Here is a 20,882-nt window from a genome sequence, read left to right as displayed (position 1 = left end):
TCTCCTTTAATCAGAACACGGTATCGAAAGCCTCTTGTAATGTATTTACCCCAATGACTACCAAATTATCAACTTTTATTTGCTTTGTGATATTGGATTTTGGTAGAATCACCCTTTTGAACCCTAGCTTCTGAGCTTCGTTGACCCTTTTGATCGGATCTGACACGCCTCTGATCTCGCCAGTGAGTCCGATTTCACCAAAAATAATGGTCCCGTCGTCTATGGGCATGTTCTTGTGACTTGAAGAAATCGCCATCGCGATGGCAAGGTCAAGCGCCGGTTCCTGTACGGTGACCCCACCGACCAGATTGACATAAACATCCACATCGCTAAGGGGCATGCCGATCACCTTTTCGAGAACGGCGATAAGGATGGTCAGCTTATTGTAATCCACACCAAGGGCAAGCCTTCTTGGTGAGGCGTAGTTGGTCACGCTCGTCAGCGCCTGAACTTCGAGCAGGATGGGTCTTGTACCCTCCACACTTGCCGTGATAAGCGATCCGTTGGCTCCCTTTGGCTTGTTGTCGATAAAGAGCTTGGATGGATTGTCGATACCCACAAGCCCCTGCTGCTGCATTTCAAAAACGCCCATCTCGTTGGTCGAACCAAATCTGTTTTTCACAGCCCTTAGCATCTTGTACACGCTGTTCTTATCGCCTTCGAAATAAAGCACGGTATCCACCATGTGTTCCAGCACCTTAGGCCCTGCGATCGCACCGCTTTTCGTTACGTGCCCTATGATGAACACGACGATATTGTTGCGCTTTGCAAGCAGCATCAGCCTGTTGGTTATTTCTCTGACCTGGCTGACACTCCCTGGCGCCGATGAGATGCTCTCGTCGTACATGGTCTGAATCGAATCCACAATCAACAGCGCAGGCTTTTCCTTTTCAACTGCCGATAGGACAAGTCCGATTTCATTTTCAGCAAGCAGCAGCATATCGCTAAGTTCTTTAGTGATACGCTCTGCCCTAAGCTTGATCTGCGAAAGCGACTCCTCGCCGGACACATAAAGCACCTTCTTGGACTTGGCGACATAGTTTGCGACCTGAAGAAGCATCGTCGATTTTCCTATACCCGGGTCTCCTCCCACTAATATGAGCGATCCCTCGACGATTCCGCCGCCTAAGACAAGATCAAGCTCCTTAAGACCCGAGGTCATCCTGTGCGATTGGTCGTAAACAACATCCCTAAGGGCGATCGGATCCTTCTTTTGAACGGTGACGCCTCTAGTCTTTTCTTCCTTTTCCTCTACGTAGGTATCCCACTCGTTACATTCCGGGCACTTACCAAGCCAGTTTGCAGAAATCGCTCCGCAGTGCTGGCATATAAACCTTGTTTTATTCTTAGCCATCTTTATCCTCTGTTGTCGGTTGTCTTCTAACGTGAATACTGCCATCCTTCAGATAGCAAAGCAAATTGCAGTCGCTTGTCTGCGGATACTTCAGCAAGTACATGGCGACCTGATCTGCGATACATTTAGTCATCAGGCGCTTCAGGGGTCTTGCTCCGTAGATTCTTGAAAAGCCTTCCTCGATAAGGTAGCTCTTAGCAGACTCAGAAAGCTCCAGACCGAGTCTTCTACTCCTTAGCCTATCCGTTATTTCTATGAGTTCTAAATCGATGATATCGGAGATGACCTCTTTTGAGAGCATGTCAAAAACAATGATATCATCGATACGGTTGACAAATTCGGGTCTGAACTTGGATTTTAGGGCAGCCATCAGGTCTCTTTGCATCTGATCGTACGCCTCTTCAGCATCATGCCCCATATCGAATCCGACTCTCTTCTTTTCGCTTAACTCCTTGACCCCCACATTGCTGGTCATGATAATCAGGGTATTCTTAAAATTGACCGTTCTACCTTTCGCATCGGTAAGGCGACCGTCATCAAGCAGCTGAAGCAGCACATTGAAGACCTCGGGGTGCGCCTTTTCGATTTCATCGAAGAGCACCAGCGAATACGGAGTCGTCCTCACCTTCTCGGTAAGCTGGCCTCCATCGTCGAATCCGACATAACCCGGTGGAGAACCGATCAGCCTTGATACGCTGTGCTTCTCCATGTATTCGGACATATCGATCCTAACCATCGCACCCTCATCGTCAAACAAAGCCTCGGCAAGTGTTTTGGCAAGTTCTGTTTTTCCAACACCTGTAGGTCCTAAAAAGATAAAGGAACCCATCGGCTTTTTAGGATCGTTCAGCCCGATGCGAGACCTTCTCACAGCCCTTGCAAGGGTACTTATGGCGCTGCTTTGGCCCTTTACACGCCTTTGCAGTATCGATTCGAGTTCCAAAAGCCTTCTGGTCTCTGTAAGCCGTAACCTATGAACAGGAATCCCGGTCATTACCGAAACCACATTTTCAACATCGCCCGCCGTCAGACTTCGTTCTCTTGTATCGGTGGCCTCAACCTTTTTAAAGGCTTCTTCAATATCGGCCTCTAGTTCGATCTCCTTATTTCTCAAGGCAGCCGCTTCTTCGAATTCCTGCTCGTCTACTGCCCTCGATTTTGTACTTCGAATGGTTTCAAGTTCTTTTTGCAGGGTCAGTACCGCATCTGGTAGTGCGTCGGTTGTCAGACTAAGCCTTGCGCTCGCCTCATCCATCGCATCCACCGCCTTGTCAGGCAAAAACCGCTCTGTGATATATCTTTGGGTGAGTCTTACAGCCGCCTCGATGGCCTCGTCCAAGACCTTGAGCCCATGATGCGCTTCAAACCTGGGTCTGAGCACGTGAAGCATCTCGATAGCGGCTTCTGCACCGGGTTCTTTGATCAGGAGCGGCTGGAACCGCCTTTCAAGGGCTGCGTCCTTCTCGATCGATTTCTTATAGTGGTCGATGGTGGTGGCCCCGACCACCTGCACCTCACCCCTTGCAAGCGCTGGTTTAAGGATGTTCGACGCGTCGATCGCGCCTTCCGCCCCACCGGCGCCCACAATCGTATGGACCTCGTCTAAAAACAAGATGATGTCGCCGGATTCCTCGATTTGTTTCAAGACGGCAGTCATGCGCGCTTCGAACTCGCCGCGGTATTTCGATCCCGCAACCACCCTGGCCATATCAAGGGCCATGATCCTCTTGTTTAAGAGCCTGCTTGGAACTTGACTGTCCGCAATCCTTTGCGCCAGACCTTCGACGATTGCTGTTTTTCCAACACCCGGTTCTCCGATAAGGCACGGGTTGTTCTTGCTTCTTCTCGAAAGAATCTGAATAAGCCGTTCGATATCGCCGTCCCGACCGATGACAGGATCAAGCGTTCCTTTTTTCGCCAGTTCGGTCAGATCCCTCGAATACTTGAGGACGATGTCTTCTTCTGGTGCTCCTAGCTGCTTGTTGTCCTCTTTTTGAATACCGCTCGACTGTATCCTTATCACGTTCACTTTCGGATTCATCGCCTTGAGAATATTCTCAAGCGCGCTCTCAAAAGTGACCTTATGGCTGTTTAGCAGCTGCGATGCGATACTGTCGGAATCTCTGAGTATGGCAAGCAGCAGATGGGGAGGTTCGACTTTGGGACTTCTGAACTTTCTCGCTTCTTCAAATGCCATCTCAAAAGCCAGTTTCGCCTTTGCTGTATATCCTTCTATGAATTCACTTGAAGCGTCTTTTCCTATGATATCCAGAATCGACAGTGAAATACTTTTCAAATTCAAGTCATACCTTTCGATAATCGGCTTGATCAAGGCGTGTGGCCTGATCAAGAGTCCGATCAGCAGATGTTCCGTGCCGACATAGGCATGGCCGTTATCCTTTGCGAATGTGATCGCATCGTTGAGAACCGCCATGGACCGGTCTGAAAACTGATTAAACACTGGCAGTCACCTCCCCTTGAAATAGGCTCTTCAACATATGGGCGAACCTGATTTGACGTAAGTTGTCTTTCGACTTGCTGGCAAATCCCATGGACTGCTCTGCGATGATAGTCTCTAAGAGATAGTCGATCCGATCTCCATACTCCTCTACGAACATCTCAAGCTCCACACCCAGCCGCATGGTCGATAGTACGGTCAAAAGCTCCTCGAATTGAACTATTTTGGCATACTGGGCAATCCCGAAAGACCTGAAGACCCTATCCTCCACCCCTATCCGGTTTGCTTCAATTAAATGCTGCCGGCTCAGGTATTCGTCCCTAATAAGTTCGACCACAGACGACTGCAGCTGGGTGAGCAGTTCGAATTCTGAAAGACCCAGCGTCACCGCATTGAAGACCCTGTAAAAAGGCGCGTCATAGCCCTGAATAATCGAACGGATGACCACATATTCGTTTTTATAGGAAAGCACCTGATCCTCAGACATGGAAGGCAGGTGGAGCATCACACTCGCCGACAAGCCGGTTCCTATCTTATCAAGTTCTGAAGAGATGTATCCAAGATCGGCATCGTATGCCAGCGGCCACTGGGCCTCTATCGTCTTCACGACGTTTAGGATTTCATCATAGGTTTTAAAGAGTGCCATCCCGTCGTGTTTTGCTACAATTCGGATATGGTCTATCTCATTGACGATCACAGCGATTTCACCGTCTGGTGATTCAATGACCGCTCTTTCAATGATGGTGTTCATGGCATCGTGGTCTATGCCCCATTTTTTCAGGTAGTCAAGCTTCATCTGCTCTGTCATTTCGCTAAAATGGATCAAACGATCCCAGCCGATCACGTTAAGTACCTGAGCGACCCTGTCGACCACCGATTTACTGTCGGCGACGGACATGCCGATCGGAAAAACAAAATCTGAAAAGTTCCTTGATACCGTCACCCGGCTACTCATGATAAGGCCGCTATGCATGGTGACCTCCTTGCGACTTCAGGTCTCTGATCCTGTCCCTGAGCGATGCCGCCTCGACATAGTCCTCATGCTCCACGGCCTCTGAAAGGGCTCTATTTAAGGCACTTAGCTCCTTCACATTCGCTGCCTGGGCCTCGAGTTTGATCTCAGGCGAATCACCTGTGTGTTTACTATATTTCTGTTTCAGCTGTAAGTCTTTGATAAGCTTATTTCCAAAAGATTTCAGGCATTCGGAGCAGCCGATTCTTCCTAGATGTTTGAAAGCGGTATAGGTTAGATGGCATTTTGCGCACTGCGTCTGATAGACGGCGTTTACAACTAAGGGATATTCCTTGATGGTCTTGAGCATTTCCCTATCGACGCCCACAGGACCATTGGCGCCGGCATCTAAATTGGACGAGGCAATCGCACACTGCTCGCATAAATGAAGTGTTTTCTTTTCAGCCTGTTCATGTCTTAGTACGACATGCGCTTCTTTTCGATTACATTTTTCACAACGCATAAATACCTCCTTGCATTACTTATAGTTTACCACTTTTGGACCCTAAGCATTCACATTTCGGCATAAAAATAACCCCAAGCGAACTTGGGGCTATTTGAACTTTGATTAGTGGTCTTCTTCCTTAGCTTCTTCAATGATTTTGCTTGCAAGTTGTGCAGGTACTTCGTCGTATCTTTCAAATCTCATGACAAAGCTTCCGCGCGCCTGCGTCATCGACCTTAAATCAGTCGCATAGGTGAACAGTTCGGATTGAGGTGCTTCAGCGACTACCTTTTGGAATCCGCCTCCAGCCTGTTCCATACCGAGTATTCTGCCACGGCGCTTATTCATATCACCCATGATATCACCCATGTAATCGTCTGGAATAGATACTTCCACGTGCATTACGGGTTCTAATAGGACAGACTTTGCTTCTTGCATTCCCTTTTTAAAGGCAAGACTTGCAGCCATCTTGAAGGCGTTCTCGTTCGAGTCCACCGCATGGTAGGATCCGTCGTAGAGCACCGCTTTGATGTTGACTACAGGGAATCCTGCTAGTACACCTTTAGCTACCGCTTCTCTCAAGCCTTTTTCAACAGCAGGGATGTATTGTTTAGGAACAGAACCGCCGACAACTTCCTGAGCGAACTCGAACTCCTCCTTAGAAGGCATGAACTTGATATGGACATCGCCATACTGGCCTGAACCGCCCGATTGTTTCTTATGCTTACCTTGTACATCCGCCATTCCCTTGATGGTTTCTCTGTAGGCTATTTTTTGATCCACAAGATCCACTGAAACTCCAAAGATGTTCTTAAGCTTAGCTGTCAAGACCTGAAGCTGCATGACGCCTTGTCCACCGACAAGCATCTGATGGGTCTCTCTGTTTCGCTCGATGCTGAACGAAGGATCCTCTTCTAAAAGTTTATGGATTGCTGATCCGATCTTATCCTCGTCTTTCTTATCCTTAGGTTCGACCGCCATAAACAGGCAAGGCTCAGGATATCTTATTCCGTGGTATTTGATAGGATTTGCCATGTCGCAAAGGGTATCACCGGTCTGAGTATGCTGCAGCTTAGCAACAGCGCCGATATCACCTGCGCCCACATGGTCGACATCCAATTGGTTCTTACCTCGTAGCAGGAACAGGTTTGTGATTCTCTCCTTCTCATCTTTTGTGGAATTTAGGACTTCCATGTCTTTTCTTATGGATCCTGAATACACTTTGAACAAGGAGATCTTTCCTACAAACGGATCCACAATCGTCTTAAATACCATCGCCGAGAACGGTTGCCCGTCTTCTACAGTTCTTATTTCTTCCTCTTCGGTATCAGGATGGACACCTTCGTATTTTCCATCATGCATCTCCTGTGGAGTCGGTAGATATTCGTAGGCAAGGTCAAGCATGTTTCTGATACCTACGTTGAGTTCTGTCGAACCGACCAGTACAGGGACGATATTACCAGTGATGACGCCTTTTCTTAGGCCGTCATGGATTTCTTTTTTTGTAAAGGCTTCGCCTTCAAAGAATTTTTCGAGCAGCTTCTCATCACTCTCAGCGACCGCTTCTACAAGCATGTCGTAAAGTGGTCTGATCTGTTCTTCATATTCTGCCGGTATTTCGCAGTCGATTACTTGAGTACCGTTGAAACATCTTGCTTTATGGTCAACAACGTCAATATATCCGTTGAAGTGATCATCTTTATACATCGGGATTTCAAAAGGTGCGATTTTCTTTCCCAACTTCTCTTTCATTTCTTCAATCAATGCTTGGAACTTAATGTTTTCCTTATCCATCTTATTTACAAAAATAAGCTTTGGCATATTTCTTTCTTCTGTCGCTCTCCATGCCTTTTCAGTACCGACTTCTACTCCGCCAGAACCGTCTACAACTATAATCGCGCCACCGGCAACCCTCAAAGCAGAATTGACTTCACCTTGGAAATCGAAATAACCTGGCGTATCTAAAAGGTTGTACTTATGATCATGAAATTCAAGTGGAATAACCGAAGTCCCTATCGAGAATTTTCTAGCTATTTCCTCTTTGTCATAATCAGAAACTGTAGTCCCATCGTCAACTTTGCCTAATCGCTTTGTTTCTTTGAGTGTGAAAAGAATCGATTCAACGAGGCTAGTCTTTCCACACCCACCGTGCCCGAGCAATGCAACATTCCTGATTTTGTCAACTGGATAAGATTTCATTAGTGTTCCTCCTTAAAGAGAGTAATCTGCGAGACCTACGCCCGCAACCTGCTAATATGTAATTTCGACAATAAGAATCGATTTCCTTCTAACTTTTTTAAAATTATTATAAAATTCAGAACCTTTTGTTAATTACCCACCTAAACAACTGGAAATCCACACTTCTTTTAAATGTTAACATTCCGTAACACATCGAAACGTTTTCATGGTTTCTGTTGCGAACACTAAGGTACACACCTCCTTCTTTTTTTGTCATGATTTTAAGAAGTTAAAAGGCTGCAATACGCATTGACTTTAAATCCACTAGCATTATAATGAGAATGCTAGACAACCCAAGGGTAGGGTTAGATGAAGAGGTGGAACATGAGAAAATACTTGGAGCACTTGGTGGAAGTCACCGAACCGTTAACCATGGATGGACATGTGGCGTCCTATATTCCAGAACTGAAAAAGGCGAATAAGTCGGATGTTGCTATTGTCGTGGTCGACAAATACAATCAGCGTACGATGGCAGGCTGTTATGATAAACGATTTACCATTCAAAGCGTCTCAAAAATAATCACACTGATCTACGCACTTGAAACCTATGGTGAGGATGTTGTGTTCACCCGCATCGGTATGGAACAAACGGCTGATCCTTTCAACTCGATCATCAAGCTAGAAACAAAATCGCATAAGCCGCTTAATCCCCTAATCAATGCGGGAGCGATCGCTACCGTTGGACTGATCGTCGAAAAAGAGGGAGACAAGGCCTTTGAAAAGCTCCATGCCTTTACTCAGATGCTTGCTCAGGATGAACTGATCACGCTCAATGAAGACGTGTTCGCATCCGAACTTGAAACCGGCGATATCAATCGGTCGCTCGCCTACTTCCAAAAAGGCAAGGGGAATATCACCGCAAATATAGATGACGTTTTAGAGGTCTACTTCAAGATGTGCTCTTTAAACGTCACCGCTGTCAACATCGCACAGATCGCAGTGGCGCTGGCACTCAATGGAAAAGTGGAGAGCGAGCAGTACTACTCGAGAAGAACCGCTTGGATCACAAAAGCCATCATGACGACTTGCGGCATGTACGACGGTTCGGGAAAATTCGCTGTCGAGGTGGGTCTTCCCGCGAAATCAGGCGTGGGCGGTGCGATTCTCTGCTGCGTTCCTGGACAGATGGGCATCGGCACCTTCGGACCTTCACTCGATGAGAAAGGCAACTCGGTAGCCGGTATGGAAATGTTAAAGCGCCTTTCGCATAAATTCGATCTCAGCATGTTTTAGGGCGACTCTGCCAAACAAGCTATGGACACTCCTTAAAAAGTTAAGGACCGCATTTGATTTAATCAAATGCGGTCCTTTTAGTTCTTTCTGTCATGTATTTTTGAAAAACACAAGCGAGGTCAGGTCATCACCGCTTCCGCCTTGTGTGGTTTCATGCAACCATCCTTCAAAGTGTTTCTCGATTACTTCGAGCCCATGCTTCCTATAGAGCTTATGCAGGTCCTTGCCTACTTTGTAAAATCCCTTTTCGTTCTTAAAGGAGTTCCGATACCCATCCGTCGCGATCATGATCCAGTCAAGATCCTCTGTCGTCATATCAAGGTGGGCAAGCTTTGACATCGAACCGCTTGTACACAGGGAATATGTGGAGTTGCCGATGGTATCGTCATCTTTGTAGACGGTGCAGATTACTTTTCTGCCATGTGCCACAAGAAGATCCCCATCGCCAAGATTGTAGCCAAGTATTCTATTAGGCGTGATGATCACAGCGATCAGTGTCGCCCCATAGGCAAGCAGCGCATTCTTTCCAAGAGCGCGTCTTCCCTTATCATCCAATCCGTCCACTTCGCTTTGCGTGAAGGGGTTTTCCCTAAGGTGCGAAAGGACATCCTTCACCCAGGCCTTCAAGACCTTTTCGCCCCATTTTCTTGTAAAGGCATATGCCGACTCCTCGTCGAGAGCATCCAGTTTTTCAGCGCTAAGCGGTTTCGCCTGACGGATGACGGCTTCTGTCGCAAGTCTCGATCCGATATGGCTCCTAAAACACGAACTTGAGCCATGTCCGTCAGCGACACCGACCAGATGAACGCCATTGTCCTCTTCGTAAGAAAAAGCGTCCTGATTCGGCAGTCCCGATTTGATGTGCGAAGGGCCGATCACACTGCCCTTCACCACGTCCCAGCTCATTACCAGACATCCTCTACATTGATGGACAGGTCCTCCCAAAAATCATCCGGTATTTGAGGCAGCGCCACATTCACTAGCTCATCTGTCGCCATCTGTGATGCTGGAGAGGAGGCAGCCTTAAGGACCGCTGTTGAAGCCCATTTGATATATTCGACAAGTTCCTCGGCGCGGTCCGCCTGAAGTACTTTGATCTGATCTGAGTTGATAAAGGCCTGCAAGACCCTATGGCTTGCCGATTTGCCGATCGCTACCGACAGTTTTACGGCTTTTGTGCCCCAAGGCAGTGAAAGCAAGCGGTCTAGGCTTTCCTGATACTTATCTGTCGGCTGACCATCAGAAACCAGCACGAGTACTGGCGGAAGCGCCCTTTCAGACATCGGTGGAATCGCAAGCGCCTCTGACAACAGGTCGAACGCCTTGCCCATGTCCGTGACGCCGAACGGCTCTAAGTCCTTCCATTCGAACTCGTCAACAGGTGTCGGTTCTTCAATATGCCACTGGGCTCCCGATCCGAACTTGACAGCCCTAACAAGAACCTCGGCATTCGGATTTTCCTCGGCGACTCTTCTCATATGCGGTATCGCTTCTCTAATCGCTAAATTGAGCGCGTCCATCTTTCCGTGGTTTTTCATCGATGTGGAACAGTCGGCTACAAAAATGAAATGCAGCGGTCTTGTAGATAGTTCTCCACCAGGTCTGATTACAGTCATAATTTTCCCTCGCTATCGTTTTATTTGGGCACTTATCTGCCCCATTTGAATTTGAATTCCATCGTCTAGCGTACAACTTTTACCGTGCGGTACCGATTGCAGCCTTCCTGTTTTTGTGGTGACCTGCCATGTGTCGCTCGACATGTTTTTCAGTCCCCAGACTCCGACTTGAGTCGGATGTTTCGTCACCATGCCTAGGATATGTTTAAAATCGATCTCTTGCTTTTCAATCAGCTGATGCGCATATAATTTGGTGTTGAAGTTGAGCATCACAACTGCCGATCCCACCCTCATTCTGGCAGGCAGCTCAAGCTTCTTGCCGCAGGCCCAGCATTCCTTTGCGAGTCCGCTTGTCGAAAGGTGGGTATGATCGTAAAAGTTTTCAGCGCCGCATGTGCAGAACATGAGGCCGTTTTTCAGCCTGATAAGGAGTTTCAGCCACTGTTCCTCCAATAGCCTTGAGTCCCTATTGCGAAGTCCTTTTGTAAAATTCTGTGTGAAGGCGTCCTTAAAGAACTCGGGGTACACTTTCCAAAAGGCGATCGCATTGTCATGCAGTCCCTCAACAGGCCGGTTGCTTCTCATGATCGGGTCATAGATAAAGACCGGTCTGTCACCGTAGAGTCTTTTCATCGCAGGCAAGTCAAAGCACTTGATGCTCGCCTCCAGCTTTCCCTCTAGGGGATGGTGGATCATAAACATGTAAAATAGCAGCACGCTCAGTGAAAACAAGTCGGTTTTAATGTCGGGCATCTTATCGCCTCTGACGATTTCCGGAGCCATAAATCTCGGTGTTCCGAGAACACTCTTGTTGGGTTCCTTTTCAGAGGTGATATTGTCATTGTCGCAGATCAGCACATCTCCTGTACGGTCGTCGAAAAACACATTTCCAAAAGAGATGTCCCTATAGCATAGTCCCTTCTTATGTAGCCTGTCAAAACAGTCGACCATCTGTATCGCCGAGATGATCAGGGTATAAAAGCTTGGTTCCGCTTTTCTTTTCATCAGATCCACAATCGATTTGTATCGTTTGCTTCTGATGGGCATGATGTAACCAAAGCCCTTCACACTCGGTGAGGTCACTATCTCAAGCGGCCACAGGAATCTGTTGTTGGGGGGGCCTATCGCCACCAGTTTTTCGAGTATCCTCTTCTGCTCCGGTGTGGCCATCGGCCCGAAGTACCATTTGATCGCATAGGATTTTGTAGGTCCTATCGCTTCATAGACCTCACCTTGTCCACCAGATCCTAAAAACGCTCCAACTCTATAGGTTTGTTTCGCACCTGTGATGCGTTGTCCTCTTGATAATAATGCCTTCATAGTCGCAGACCCTTTCTAATTCTTCTAGTTGTCCATTCCATTTTATATGCTTTTAAAGGCTTATTCAACTCATGAAAAAGCCGCACACCTCCAACAGAGGTGCACGGCTCACTTATAGCCAATTAATTATTTTCATCGGGAGTGGAATCCGGTTCGGTTTCCTCTTCAACAGCATCTTCTTGACCGTTCAGCGCATCCTCGATTCGTTCTAGAACATCCTTTAGATCATCAAGTTCTCTTTGTGTACTGTTGTACAGTTCAAACGCTTCTTCCATAAGCATCTTGAGTGTCTCATCGCCGATTTCAGAAATGCTTTCCTCTTCTTTTAGGTCTTCTACGGTATATTCCGAGCCGAATATTTTTGCAAGCGCCTTATCAAGCGTCTCTTCCATCACGATAGCATCATCATAAGAAACGATGACCTGTTTCATTTCAGGAAGAGACTCCTGGTTGTCAGCCTGTAGGTAGATCGGCTCGATATACAAGAGATTTCCATCGATCGGTACGATAAGGATATTCCCTCTTAGCACAGCCGACCCCTTCTGGGACCAAAGCGTCAGTTGAGGTGATATCGTGGAATCCTGGTCGATTTTCGATTCGAGCATGGCAGGACCCGTTATTGTCCTATCTTTAGGGAACTTGTAGATGAACAGCTTGCCGTAATTGTCTCCGTCGTTTCTTGCGACAAACAAAGAGGTCATGTTGGGTTTATCCTTTGGCGTGTAAGGAAGCGTCAAGAGGAACTCCAATTTTTCTTCTTCAGGGATCTTGAACATCGCGTAGTTCGGCTCCGCCGCCTGCGCTTCGTTCGCATTCATGTAGATCTCCGTTCCGATGTCCCAGATGTCCTCACCGTTATAAAATACAGAAGGATTTGTCACATGATACTTTCTAAAGACTTCCGCTTGAATTCTAAACAGATTCTTCGGATAGCGGATATGTGCCATCAACCCAGTAGGGAACTCCGATTTCTGTTTGTAAAGATCAGAGAATATCTGCTGGTAGGTTTTGATGATCGGATCCTCATCATCGAACACGTAGAAGTTCGTCTCACCGGTATAGGCGTCTATCACTACCTTCACACTGTTTCTGATGTAATTTGTCTTTGAATTGTCAAAAGGTTGCGAATAGGGATACTCGGAACTTACGGTATAGGCATCGACGATCCAGAACAACTTACCCGTCTCATCATCCACGACGATATACGGATTGTCGTCATATACCATGAAAGGTGCGATCGTTCTTAGGCGTTCCATGATATTTCTTCTGATAATGATCTTGCTGTCGCTGTCTATGATACTTGATACGAGTATTCTGAAGTCACCCTCGTGCACAGCGAAAAACACACGGTTCATGAAGTTCATCTTAAGTCCCGCATCACCTGTATACAAAGTTTCCTGATTGTCAGAACCCTTAGGATAGTCGAACTCCTTTTCACTAGTTCCAACAATGATATAGTCATTGGTCAGTTCGCCGAAGTAGATCTCAGGCTGCGTGATCTCAATGCTCGTTGAAGAAACCGGTGGAATGTTTTTGATAAGCAGCTCGGGCTGACCGTTCGTATTCACCGAGTTTACAGGCGACAGCGCGACCCCGTAACCATGTGTGAACTTGATATGTCTGTTCTGCCAAGTCTGTACTTGCAGTTTTTCAAGATTCATTTCACGTGCGGACAGGAAGACCTGTGTATAACTGCCGTCCAGATAATATCTATCCACATCTATGTCGCTGAACTCGTAGTACAATCTGATACCCTGAATCTGATTGTAGGTCTGTTTGAGCGGTCTGTAGTCATTGATTCTGATATTGTCGATAACTTCCTTGTTTTGTTCTAGTGTGTCGAGCGTCAGGTCTGTGGTCACAGGATACTCGAGTTCATCGATCACGCCTAGGTTGAAAGCTTCTTGCGTATAGGCGATATTGTATTCCAGGAACTCTCTTTCCTTTGAAATCTCATCCGGCTCGACGATAAAGTTCTGAACGAATAGACTCACGACTCCGAATCCGAAACTGACGATAAACAGAAGCGCCGGACCCGACAGCATCATCTTGTATTTCTTCCTAAGAAGACCTATCAGGAACGTGATCGCACCCAGTAGCGATACGACCGCCTGGACCCTATAGCCCAGTAGCGATATCGTGATATCCGTATAACTTGCGCCGTAGGCCACACCCCTTGTCGAATAGAGGAGTTGATAGCCTTCAAGCCAGTAATGGACTGCAAGGAGCAAGAAGACCATGACGCCGAACACGCCAAGTTTGATGATCAGGCTCTGGATGATGCCCTTACGTGCAAACCCCTTTAGGTCTCCGATGGTGTGCACATTCTGAAATTCGGTAAAATCGATATCCGTAGGCGGCTTCACACCCATCAGGAACACGTTGATCAGCACTGTGGCGATCGCAAGGATGATGATGTACATCACCGAATAGCCCAACAGCTGGTTGTAAAGCGGCAACTTGAACACATAAAATCCTATGTCTGTGTTGAAAAGCGGATCTGTGGATCCGAAACTCGTGGCGTTGAAGTATTTGAGTATATCAAACCACATGTTGCTTGTGACCATGATGGACAAAAGCAAGGTCAGCAAAGTGGCCGCAACCACCGAGGATTTCTTATAAGACTTGTTCTGTCTGTTCTTGACATCGACAAGCACATGCACCAACCTGAAGTACTGTTTTTCAACCCAAATGAAATAGATCGAAAACCCGACAGCTGTGATAATCCATAGCGGCAGACCGATCTTCAAGTATGCGAATAGTTTAACCAAAAAAGTGTCTGTGAATCCTAAATCCGAAAACCACTGGTAATCGATGAAAAAGTCAATGATTGTTCTTGAAAAAATCATTAGAAGCACTGCAATACCAATGATTATGCTAAATAGCCTTTGTCTTTTATTCATTTCACCACTCCCTTTTGCTATTTTGATAGTACATACCCTATATTCAATGGAACTAACCCAACTATTTGGAAGCTTCTTCTGTTCCCTTCGAAGTCTTTATGGCTGCAAAGATGGCACCGACTTCCTTAGGAGAGAGTTTTCTGATACTGCCTGTTTTCAGATTGCCGATATTGACATTCATGATCCTAACGCGGTTAAGCGAGGTCACCTCGTAACCGAAATATTCGCACATGCGCCTGATTTGTCTGTTTAGTCCCTGAATAAGTACGATCTTGAACTTGTATTTGTCGATCTGGTCGACCTGGCAGGGCAGGGTCACCGTGTCTAGGATCGGCACACCCTTTTTCATACCCTCGATAAACTTATGGGTAATCGGCTTGTTTACACTGACGATATACTCCTTCTCATGGGCGTTACCGGCTCTTAAGATAGGATTGACGATATTCCCGTCGTTTGTAAGTAGGATCAATCCTTGCGATTCCTTGTCAAGTCTTCCGATAGGGAAGATTCTTTCGTGGTAGTTGATGTAATCTATGATGTTGTTTCTCGTGTTCCTGTCTGTGGTGCATTCGATCCCTACAGGCTTGTTGAAAGCGAGATAGACATCCTTAGGTTTTTCCTGCAGCGGCTTACCGTTGACGGTCACCCTGTCTCTTGGTCCAACCATTGTACCAAGCTCGGTATCCATACCGTTGACTTTCACTCTTCCTTCATTGATCAGCTTGTCGGCTTCCCTTCTAGAACAATAGCCCGTTTCAGCGATCAGCTTGTTAAGCCTTGTATAGTTCACACCAGGCTTTAAGACTTGCTTGGGAAGTTCCTTCTTAGGGGCTGGCCTTTTAGGGGCTTTGTCTACTGCTTTACCTGCTGCTTTGACGTTCTTTTTGCCAGCCGGTTCGTTATCGGGCTTCACTCTGGGTTTGCGCTTTTTCTTGTGTTTGTCCTCAGTTTTTGCCACCGCCCATCCGGCTTTTGTTTTTTTGCTTTTATGAGTCGCAGTTCCAGTGCCCTTAGCAGCACTTTTTGTCTGTTTAGCTTTAGTCATTATTTCCTCCTATAATTGCAATAAGCTCATTATAGCCCAATTACGCTTGAGTGTATAGCAGATATGTCCAATTGGTTTGTTGTTACCCATTATCGATCCCATATCGCAATCAAATCATATTTCTCCAAAAAAAAACACCCGCATGGCGGGTGTCTGAACTGCTATTTGTTAAGAATTTTTGCAATCTTTGGAGCGCGTACTCTAGCAGGTTGAGGAAGATTCGAACCTAATAGAGGTCTGCAGTATTCGATGAATGCAGGCGTTACATAGTTGCCGGCTTCGTTGATGAACTCTTCTGGCATGTGCTTTGTTTTCGCTGCGATGTCGACAATCGGTCTAAGAACGTAATCGACAGCATAGTCGCCAGTACGTTGGATCGTAACCGAACCGTCCATTTTGTCGATGATTGCGAATTGAACCGCTTTTTGAGCAGCTTCTCTCGCTTCTTGCTGGTCCACATCAGAGACAACTCCCATGAATGAACGCTGCAAGTAACCGAAAGTATCCGATCTTACACGACCGATGTTCAGTTTTTCTTTGATCTCGTTCACAAGCAAGTCGCCAAGTGCGCCAGTACCTGAAAGTTGTACGTTACCGTGTGCGTCTCTCTCGATAGTCTTTGAAAGTGTTGCGATGATCGCATTACCCTCAGCATCCTGAATACCTTCAGAAACTGCAATTACGCAACGACCGTATTTTTCGTAAGTCGCTTTGACATCTTGCAGGAAGTTGTCGATATTGAAGACTCTTTCAGGGAAGTAGATCAGGTGTGGACCATCGTCCGGGTAAACCTTCGCCATAGCAGCCGCACCTGTAAGGAAACCTGCGTGACGACCCATGATAACGCCTACATATACGCCTGGTAGTGCTCTATTGTCAAGATTGACACCCATAAACGCTTGTGCTACGAATCTAGCAGCAGAACCGAAACCAGGTGTATGGTCGTTATGGACCAAATCGTTGTCGATTGTTTTAGGTACGTGCACGGCTCTAAAATCATAGCCTTGAGCCTGAGCTTCTTCACTGATGATTCTTACCGTATCCGATGAATCGTTACCGCCGATATAGAAGAAGTAACGGATGTCATGCGCTTTCATCACTTCAAAGCAAGCAAGACAGAAAGCTTTGTCTGGTTTAACTCTCGTCGAAAGAAGTCCTGAAGACGGTGTAGCCGCAACTCTCTCCAAGTTGTATTCTGTTTCTTTTGTCAAGTCTACAAACTCTTCGTTTACAATGCCTTCAACACCGTTGATCGCACCGTAGACTCTTGTTACCTGTGAATATTTTCTTGCTTCAAGAGCAACACCAACGAAAGATTGGTTAATTACAGCAGTAGGACCGCCACCTTGAGCAACAAGTACTTTACCTTTAAGTTCCATGTCAACCTCCATAAATTTGAATTTTACTATTTACACTGATTATTCTACCAAATCATATATAACCAGTTTCACACGTTTTAAGCACTATTCTTACCGCCACGCGGGCTAGAATGAGTACGCAGGGACGCGAAAAGTCCCCTTCAGGCATAAAAAAAGTCGCACATTCATGCCCATACTATTATAGCACAGGGTTTTTAGGATTGCATTATCCTCAGAAAAAAGGAAAACGTTTCTTTGCGATTTGTACCGTCAGCAAAATCACAAAACCTGGACATCGTTCAAGTTCAAGAAATAAAAAAAGCAGCAGGCGCAGTGTATCTCTACATGCGTAAGCGTGCTGCTTTTTCATATGAAGTTAAAATTGAGCTTTGGGGTAAGAAAGGTGATCCATGACTTTTGGATTGTACAACCTGATAGGTATCCTTTTCGAATAGCTTTCCAGCGCTTTTTCCATCCCCAGACGGCCTTCTTTGATCATGTTCCATTCTTCCTCTGTGAATCCTTGCGAAAAGGGGCAAACAGAAAGGCATACTCCGCAGTCGGTTCCTACACGTCGCCATACCTTGTAACACTCTTCGTCCTTTATCGACCAGCCCATGATCCCCTTGCCCTCGATTTCAGTCATCGGATCCGGTGATATCGCTTTTCCAGGACAGGTCTTTGAACACCTATTACATACCTCGCAAAACTCCTTTAAATTGAAGGGAACCGGCTTATCAGGTTCAAGCGGCATCTCGGTCGTCACTAGGGCCAGCCTTACTCTTGGTCCGAACTCAGGGTGAACAAGCGCTGTGATGCGTCCTACTTCACCAAGTCCTGCCTTTTCTGCGATCGGCGGTAAGAAGGCCATATAGTTTCCGTCGATATGCGCTTTGGCATCATAGCCCAAGAGCTTGATATAGTTGGTAATCCAAAGCGTCGTCGTAGCTAGCTGCATGTAGGCTTTAACGACTTCGATCCCCTCTTCGAGCTGTGGCGCTCTATTGATGCAGTCCTTATCCATTTCGTACAGGATTACAATCCCGTTTTGAAAGGTTTCTGTGATTTCCTTTCCATAGGCTCCCATTCTTCCCTTATGGCTGTATAGGTCGTCCAAAGAGACGCTTGTAAACCCGACATCCGAAGCCCCCAGATACCTAAGCATTCTTCTCAGCTGCTCTGTCATGTCCTTGGGGTCAAGTTCGGTCTTCGTGGTTGCTTTGTCATAGGTGTCCATGGCTTTTAACTGGTCAAGCACCATGAACCCCGCATCCGCAAAGGGCGCGATATGTGGATGAAACGTCGCAGTTCCCTCTGTGTAGGGCTGCGGCATTTGCCTGATCGCATCGTCTTCCTCTAATTTTTCAGGATGCCTGCCGTAATACTCCTTGAATTCCATGGAATCCTTCTCATACTTCGCTCTTGCAAACATGATGTCTCTTTCATCACTTCTTTTCATGCTCAGCCTCCCAAATATACCTTGCAACACTGGATTCGTCGTTGGAACCGATCACCAAATCCGCTTTTTCCATCAAAGCCGGATTCGCATTGCCCACAGCGACCCCCACATCCGCCACCTTGAACATGGTTTTGTCGTTTTCGTTGTCGCCGAATGCGACGATGCTCGATGGCTCCTTGCCCGTGAGTCTCAAGAGCTCTTTGATCGCAGCGCCCTTATTTGTCGCTTTAGGAAGGATCGATAAGGTGAACAGTCCGTCCAGCTCAGGATAAGGCATCAGATGCGCATCCACCTTCTCTGAAAGTGGAGACTCCATCAGGCGCTTCTCCATTTCACGTGTCTTCTCATGGGTGTCAAGCATGGTCACCGTGATGATGTCTTCAAGGAGCAGCTCATGCAGTCCTTCAAAAGGTAGGAAGGCTTGAGGGCTGTATTTCTCCCTGAATGCCTTGAAGACAAGAATCGCATCACTGGGGTCACGATGGGTCATCACCTTGTTCTCTCCTTTTAAGGAAGTCCATATGAAACTAGTGGCAAACTCCCCTGAAAACGCAAATAGCTCTTCGATCAGAGTATTGTCCATCCTGGCAATCCAAACAGGAGTCCCGTCGATTTTTGTGATCTGGGCTCCGTTTGATAGAATCAGATAATTCTTATACTTAAGATGTCTCACCCTTTCGTAGGCTGAAGGGTAGTTTCTTGCTGTCGCAATCACAAAATCCACTTCACCTTCAATCAGACAATTCAACTTATCTATGGTTTCTTCACTCAGCCTGCTGTCATCACCTAGCAGGGTCCCATCCAAATCTGAAATATATAAGGTACTCATTCCATCCTCCTGTCGTATCATTTACTACATCATACCCGATGTGATGCGCCGATTCAAATGATAAGTTAAAAGCCATCCCCTTAGCTACCTAAATTATGTTATCATAAAAGAAAAAAGGAGAACTACCATGTCACCACTCAGCATTCTATCATCCATGCTTCCGATTCTCGGGTCTCTTGTCCTGGGGATTATCGTAGGCACACGAGTACCTAAGGAATCCGGATTCTTAAAACTCAACGGCAAGCTTCAGCACTTCGGTGTGCTTGCACTTATCTTCACCATGGGCATCGCCATAGGGCTCGATGATGAGATCTTTAAGAACATCTCGGCGATCGGCTATCAGGCGCTGCTGTATGCCGTGATCACCGTGGTTTTAAGCATCTTCATGGTTCAACTATTTACACGACTGCTGCTTAAAAGAGAGGTGAAACATGACTAGAAGCATCTTGATCACACTTGTCATCGGTGTACTTGTCGGTCTTCTGATCATCCCCCCGGAACTTGCGGCCTTTAATGCCACACTCACCAGGTACGCCCTTATCGCACTTCTCTTTTTCGTGGGAATCGATATCGGTACAAATAAGCACATCTTCAACGACCTTAAAAAGCACGGGCTTTATCTTTTATTGGTTCCCCTCGGAATCATTATCGGAAGTCTTGCAGGTGGCGTACTCACAGGCTACCTTGTGGGACACTCCCTCAACAACAGTCTGGCTATCGGATCTGGTTTTGGATGGTATTCGCTTTCCGGAGTGCTACTGACAAGTCTTGAAAGCGCGGAAATCGGAACCGTCGCTTTTTTATCGAATGTGTTCAGAGAAGTTATCGCAATCGTCACCATACCTTATCTGGCAAAACATGTGAGCTTCAATGCGGCCATCGCACCGGCTGGCGCGACTTCGATGGATACCACCCTACCTATCATCTCCCAGGCCACGAGCCCCGAAACAGTGCTGGTGTCATTCACCAACGGAGTGATATTAAGTTTTCTTGTTCCGATTCTTGTACCCTTTTTCCATGCTTTGTGATATAATTGCACGTGGAATTTGTGCACAGTAGAATGCACACAGAAAGGATGACTATAATGAGTTTATATGAACAATGGCAAGAAGCCGGATCTGACTTTGACGATCAACAAGCTTACGACGCGTACTGGCAAGCTTATTTCGAAAAGGAAATGAACAACTATAAAAAAATCTTAGCAGCTAAGAATACAGAACTTAAAGGTACGATAGCTGATCTTTCTAAGTTTTATGAAATGACTGAACTTGAGTTTCTTGGTTTCCTAGACGGCATCAACACAAGTCTAGTGGAAGAAATCGAGCTTGAGCCACTGACTTCTGAATCAGAAATCGCTGGAACAATCGATTTTGAAAAACTTCTGTTCAACATGCACGCTGCAAAAGCGGACTGGTTGTACGAGCTTACTGAATGGGAATCGATCCTCGACGAGGAAAAAAGAAAAGAAATCAGAAAAGCCTACATGCAGTCAAAGACTGTTGTAAAAGAAGAAAAAGTCGGCAGAAACGACCCTTGCCCATGCGGCAGCGGTAAGAAATACAAAAAATGCTGCGGTAAGAACTAAGCATTAGGATTTAAAATGTAAAGCACG

Annotated in this window: 17 protein-coding genes; 4 read left to right on the top strand and 13 right to left on the bottom strand. The window is 46.5% G+C overall.

Annotated features, from left to right (window positions below):
* Positions 1-10 precede the first annotated feature (10 nt).
* The 5 genes from radA to fusA all read right to left on the bottom strand — a co-directional run bounded on the left by radA (position 11) and on the right by fusA (position 7,468).
* Complete coding sequence (radA, locus tag DWB64_RS17465; RefSeq protein WP_129489505.1) at positions 11-1,354, bottom strand: DNA repair protein RadA; 1,344 nt, start codon at positions 1,352-1,354, stop codon at positions 11-13.
* The gene (locus tag DWB64_RS17460; protein WP_243118999.1) at positions 1,347-3,815 is read right to left on the bottom strand and encodes an ATP-dependent Clp protease ATP-binding subunit; all 2,469 of its coding nucleotides are present in this window, start codon (positions 3,813-3,815) and stop codon (positions 1,347-1,349) included. Before DWB64_RS17460 ends, radA begins: the two co-directional genes overlap by 8 nt.
* The gene (locus DWB64_RS17455) at positions 3,808-4,785 is read right to left on the bottom strand and encodes a hypothetical protein (protein WP_129489504.1); all 978 of its coding nucleotides are present in this window, start codon (positions 4,783-4,785) and stop codon (positions 3,808-3,810) included. The genes DWB64_RS17460 and DWB64_RS17455 overlap by 8 nt, the downstream gene beginning before the upstream one ends.
* A complete protein-coding gene (locus DWB64_RS17450) occupies positions 4,778-5,287 on the bottom strand; it encodes a UvrB/UvrC motif-containing protein (protein ID WP_129489503.1) in 510 nt (169 codons plus the stop codon). The genes DWB64_RS17455 and DWB64_RS17450 overlap by 8 nt, the downstream gene beginning before the upstream one ends.
* Positions 5,288-5,392: 105 nt before the next feature.
* Entirely contained in the window at positions 5,393-7,468 is a 2,076-nt protein-coding gene (fusA, locus tag DWB64_RS17445; RefSeq protein WP_129489502.1) for an elongation factor G, read from the bottom strand.
* A gap of 363 nt (positions 7,469-7,831) precedes the next feature.
* Between fusA and glsA the strand changes: the two genes are divergently transcribed.
* Positions 7,832-8,740: a glutaminase A gene (glsA, locus tag DWB64_RS17440; RefSeq protein WP_129489501.1), complete on the top strand. Its 909-nt coding sequence runs from the start codon at positions 7,832-7,834 to the stop codon at positions 8,738-8,740.
* 90 nt (positions 8,741-8,830) lie between these two features.
* On the opposite strand, the gene DWB64_RS17435 is transcribed toward glsA, so the two are convergent.
* The 8 genes from DWB64_RS17435 to DWB64_RS17400 all read right to left on the bottom strand — a co-directional run bounded on the left by DWB64_RS17435 (position 8,831) and on the right by DWB64_RS17400 (position 19,270).
* On the bottom strand, positions 8,831-9,646 hold the full coding sequence (locus DWB64_RS17435) for a PP2C family serine/threonine-protein phosphatase (protein WP_129489500.1): 816 nt from the start codon (positions 9,644-9,646) through the stop codon (positions 8,831-8,833).
* The gene (locus DWB64_RS17430; protein WP_129489499.1) at positions 9,646-10,356 is read right to left on the bottom strand and encodes a tellurium resistance protein; all 711 of its coding nucleotides are present in this window, start codon (positions 10,354-10,356) and stop codon (positions 9,646-9,648) included. The genes DWB64_RS17435 and DWB64_RS17430 overlap by 1 nt, the downstream gene beginning before the upstream one ends.
* 12 nt (positions 10,357-10,368) lie before the next feature.
* A complete protein-coding gene (locus DWB64_RS17425) occupies positions 10,369-11,676 on the bottom strand; it encodes a serine/threonine protein kinase (protein WP_129489498.1) in 1,308 nt (435 codons plus the stop codon).
* 122 nt (positions 11,677-11,798) lie between these two features.
* Positions 11,799-14,579: a UPF0182 family protein gene (locus DWB64_RS17420; RefSeq protein WP_129489497.1), complete on the bottom strand. Its 2,781-nt coding sequence runs from the start codon at positions 14,577-14,579 to the stop codon at positions 11,799-11,801.
* 61 nt (positions 14,580-14,640) lie between these two features.
* Complete coding sequence (locus DWB64_RS17415) at positions 14,641-15,624, bottom strand: pseudouridine synthase (RefSeq protein ID WP_129489496.1); 984 nt, start codon at positions 15,622-15,624, stop codon at positions 14,641-14,643.
* A 161-nt stretch (positions 15,625-15,785) separates the two neighbouring features.
* Positions 15,786-17,003: a 6-phosphofructokinase gene (locus DWB64_RS17410; protein ID WP_129489495.1), complete on the bottom strand. Its 1,218-nt coding sequence runs from the start codon at positions 17,001-17,003 to the stop codon at positions 15,786-15,788.
* A 355-nt stretch (positions 17,004-17,358) separates the two neighbouring features.
* Positions 17,359-18,441 (bottom strand): 4Fe-4S dicluster domain-containing protein, encoded by a 1,083-nt coding sequence (locus DWB64_RS17405; RefSeq protein ID WP_129489494.1) that lies wholly within the window; start codon positions 18,439-18,441, stop codon positions 17,359-17,361.
* On the bottom strand, positions 18,428-19,270 hold the full coding sequence (locus DWB64_RS17400; protein WP_164980476.1) for an HAD family hydrolase: 843 nt from the start codon (positions 19,268-19,270) through the stop codon (positions 18,428-18,430). Before DWB64_RS17400 ends, DWB64_RS17405 begins: the two co-directional genes overlap by 14 nt.
* 127 nt (positions 19,271-19,397) lie before the next feature.
* On the opposite strand from DWB64_RS17400, the gene DWB64_RS17395 reads away from it, so the two are divergent.
* The 3 genes from DWB64_RS17395 to DWB64_RS17385 are packed head-to-tail and all read left to right on the top strand — an operon-like array spanning position 19,398 to position 20,855.
* Positions 19,398-19,709, top strand: a complete 312-nt coding sequence (locus DWB64_RS17395) for a LysO family transporter (protein ID WP_129489492.1) — start codon at positions 19,398-19,400, stop codon at positions 19,707-19,709.
* The gene (locus DWB64_RS17390; RefSeq protein WP_129489491.1) at positions 19,702-20,298 is read left to right on the top strand and encodes a lysine exporter LysO family protein; all 597 of its coding nucleotides are present in this window, start codon (positions 19,702-19,704) and stop codon (positions 20,296-20,298) included. Before DWB64_RS17395 ends, DWB64_RS17390 begins: the two co-directional genes overlap by 8 nt.
* A gap of 56 nt (positions 20,299-20,354) precedes the next feature.
* Complete coding sequence (locus DWB64_RS17385; protein ID WP_129489490.1) at positions 20,355-20,855, top strand: SEC-C metal-binding domain-containing protein; 501 nt, start codon at positions 20,355-20,357, stop codon at positions 20,853-20,855.
* The last annotated feature ends 27 nt before the right edge of the window (positions 20,856-20,882 follow it).

It is taken from the genome of Fusibacter sp. A1 (genome assembly GCF_004125825.1).
In the GTDB taxonomy this organism is placed as follows: domain Bacteria; phylum Bacillota; class Clostridia; order Peptostreptococcales; family Acidaminobacteraceae; genus QQWI01.
Note: the sequence above shows the minus strand (reverse complement) of the source record. Positions and strands in the feature narration are given on the sequence as shown.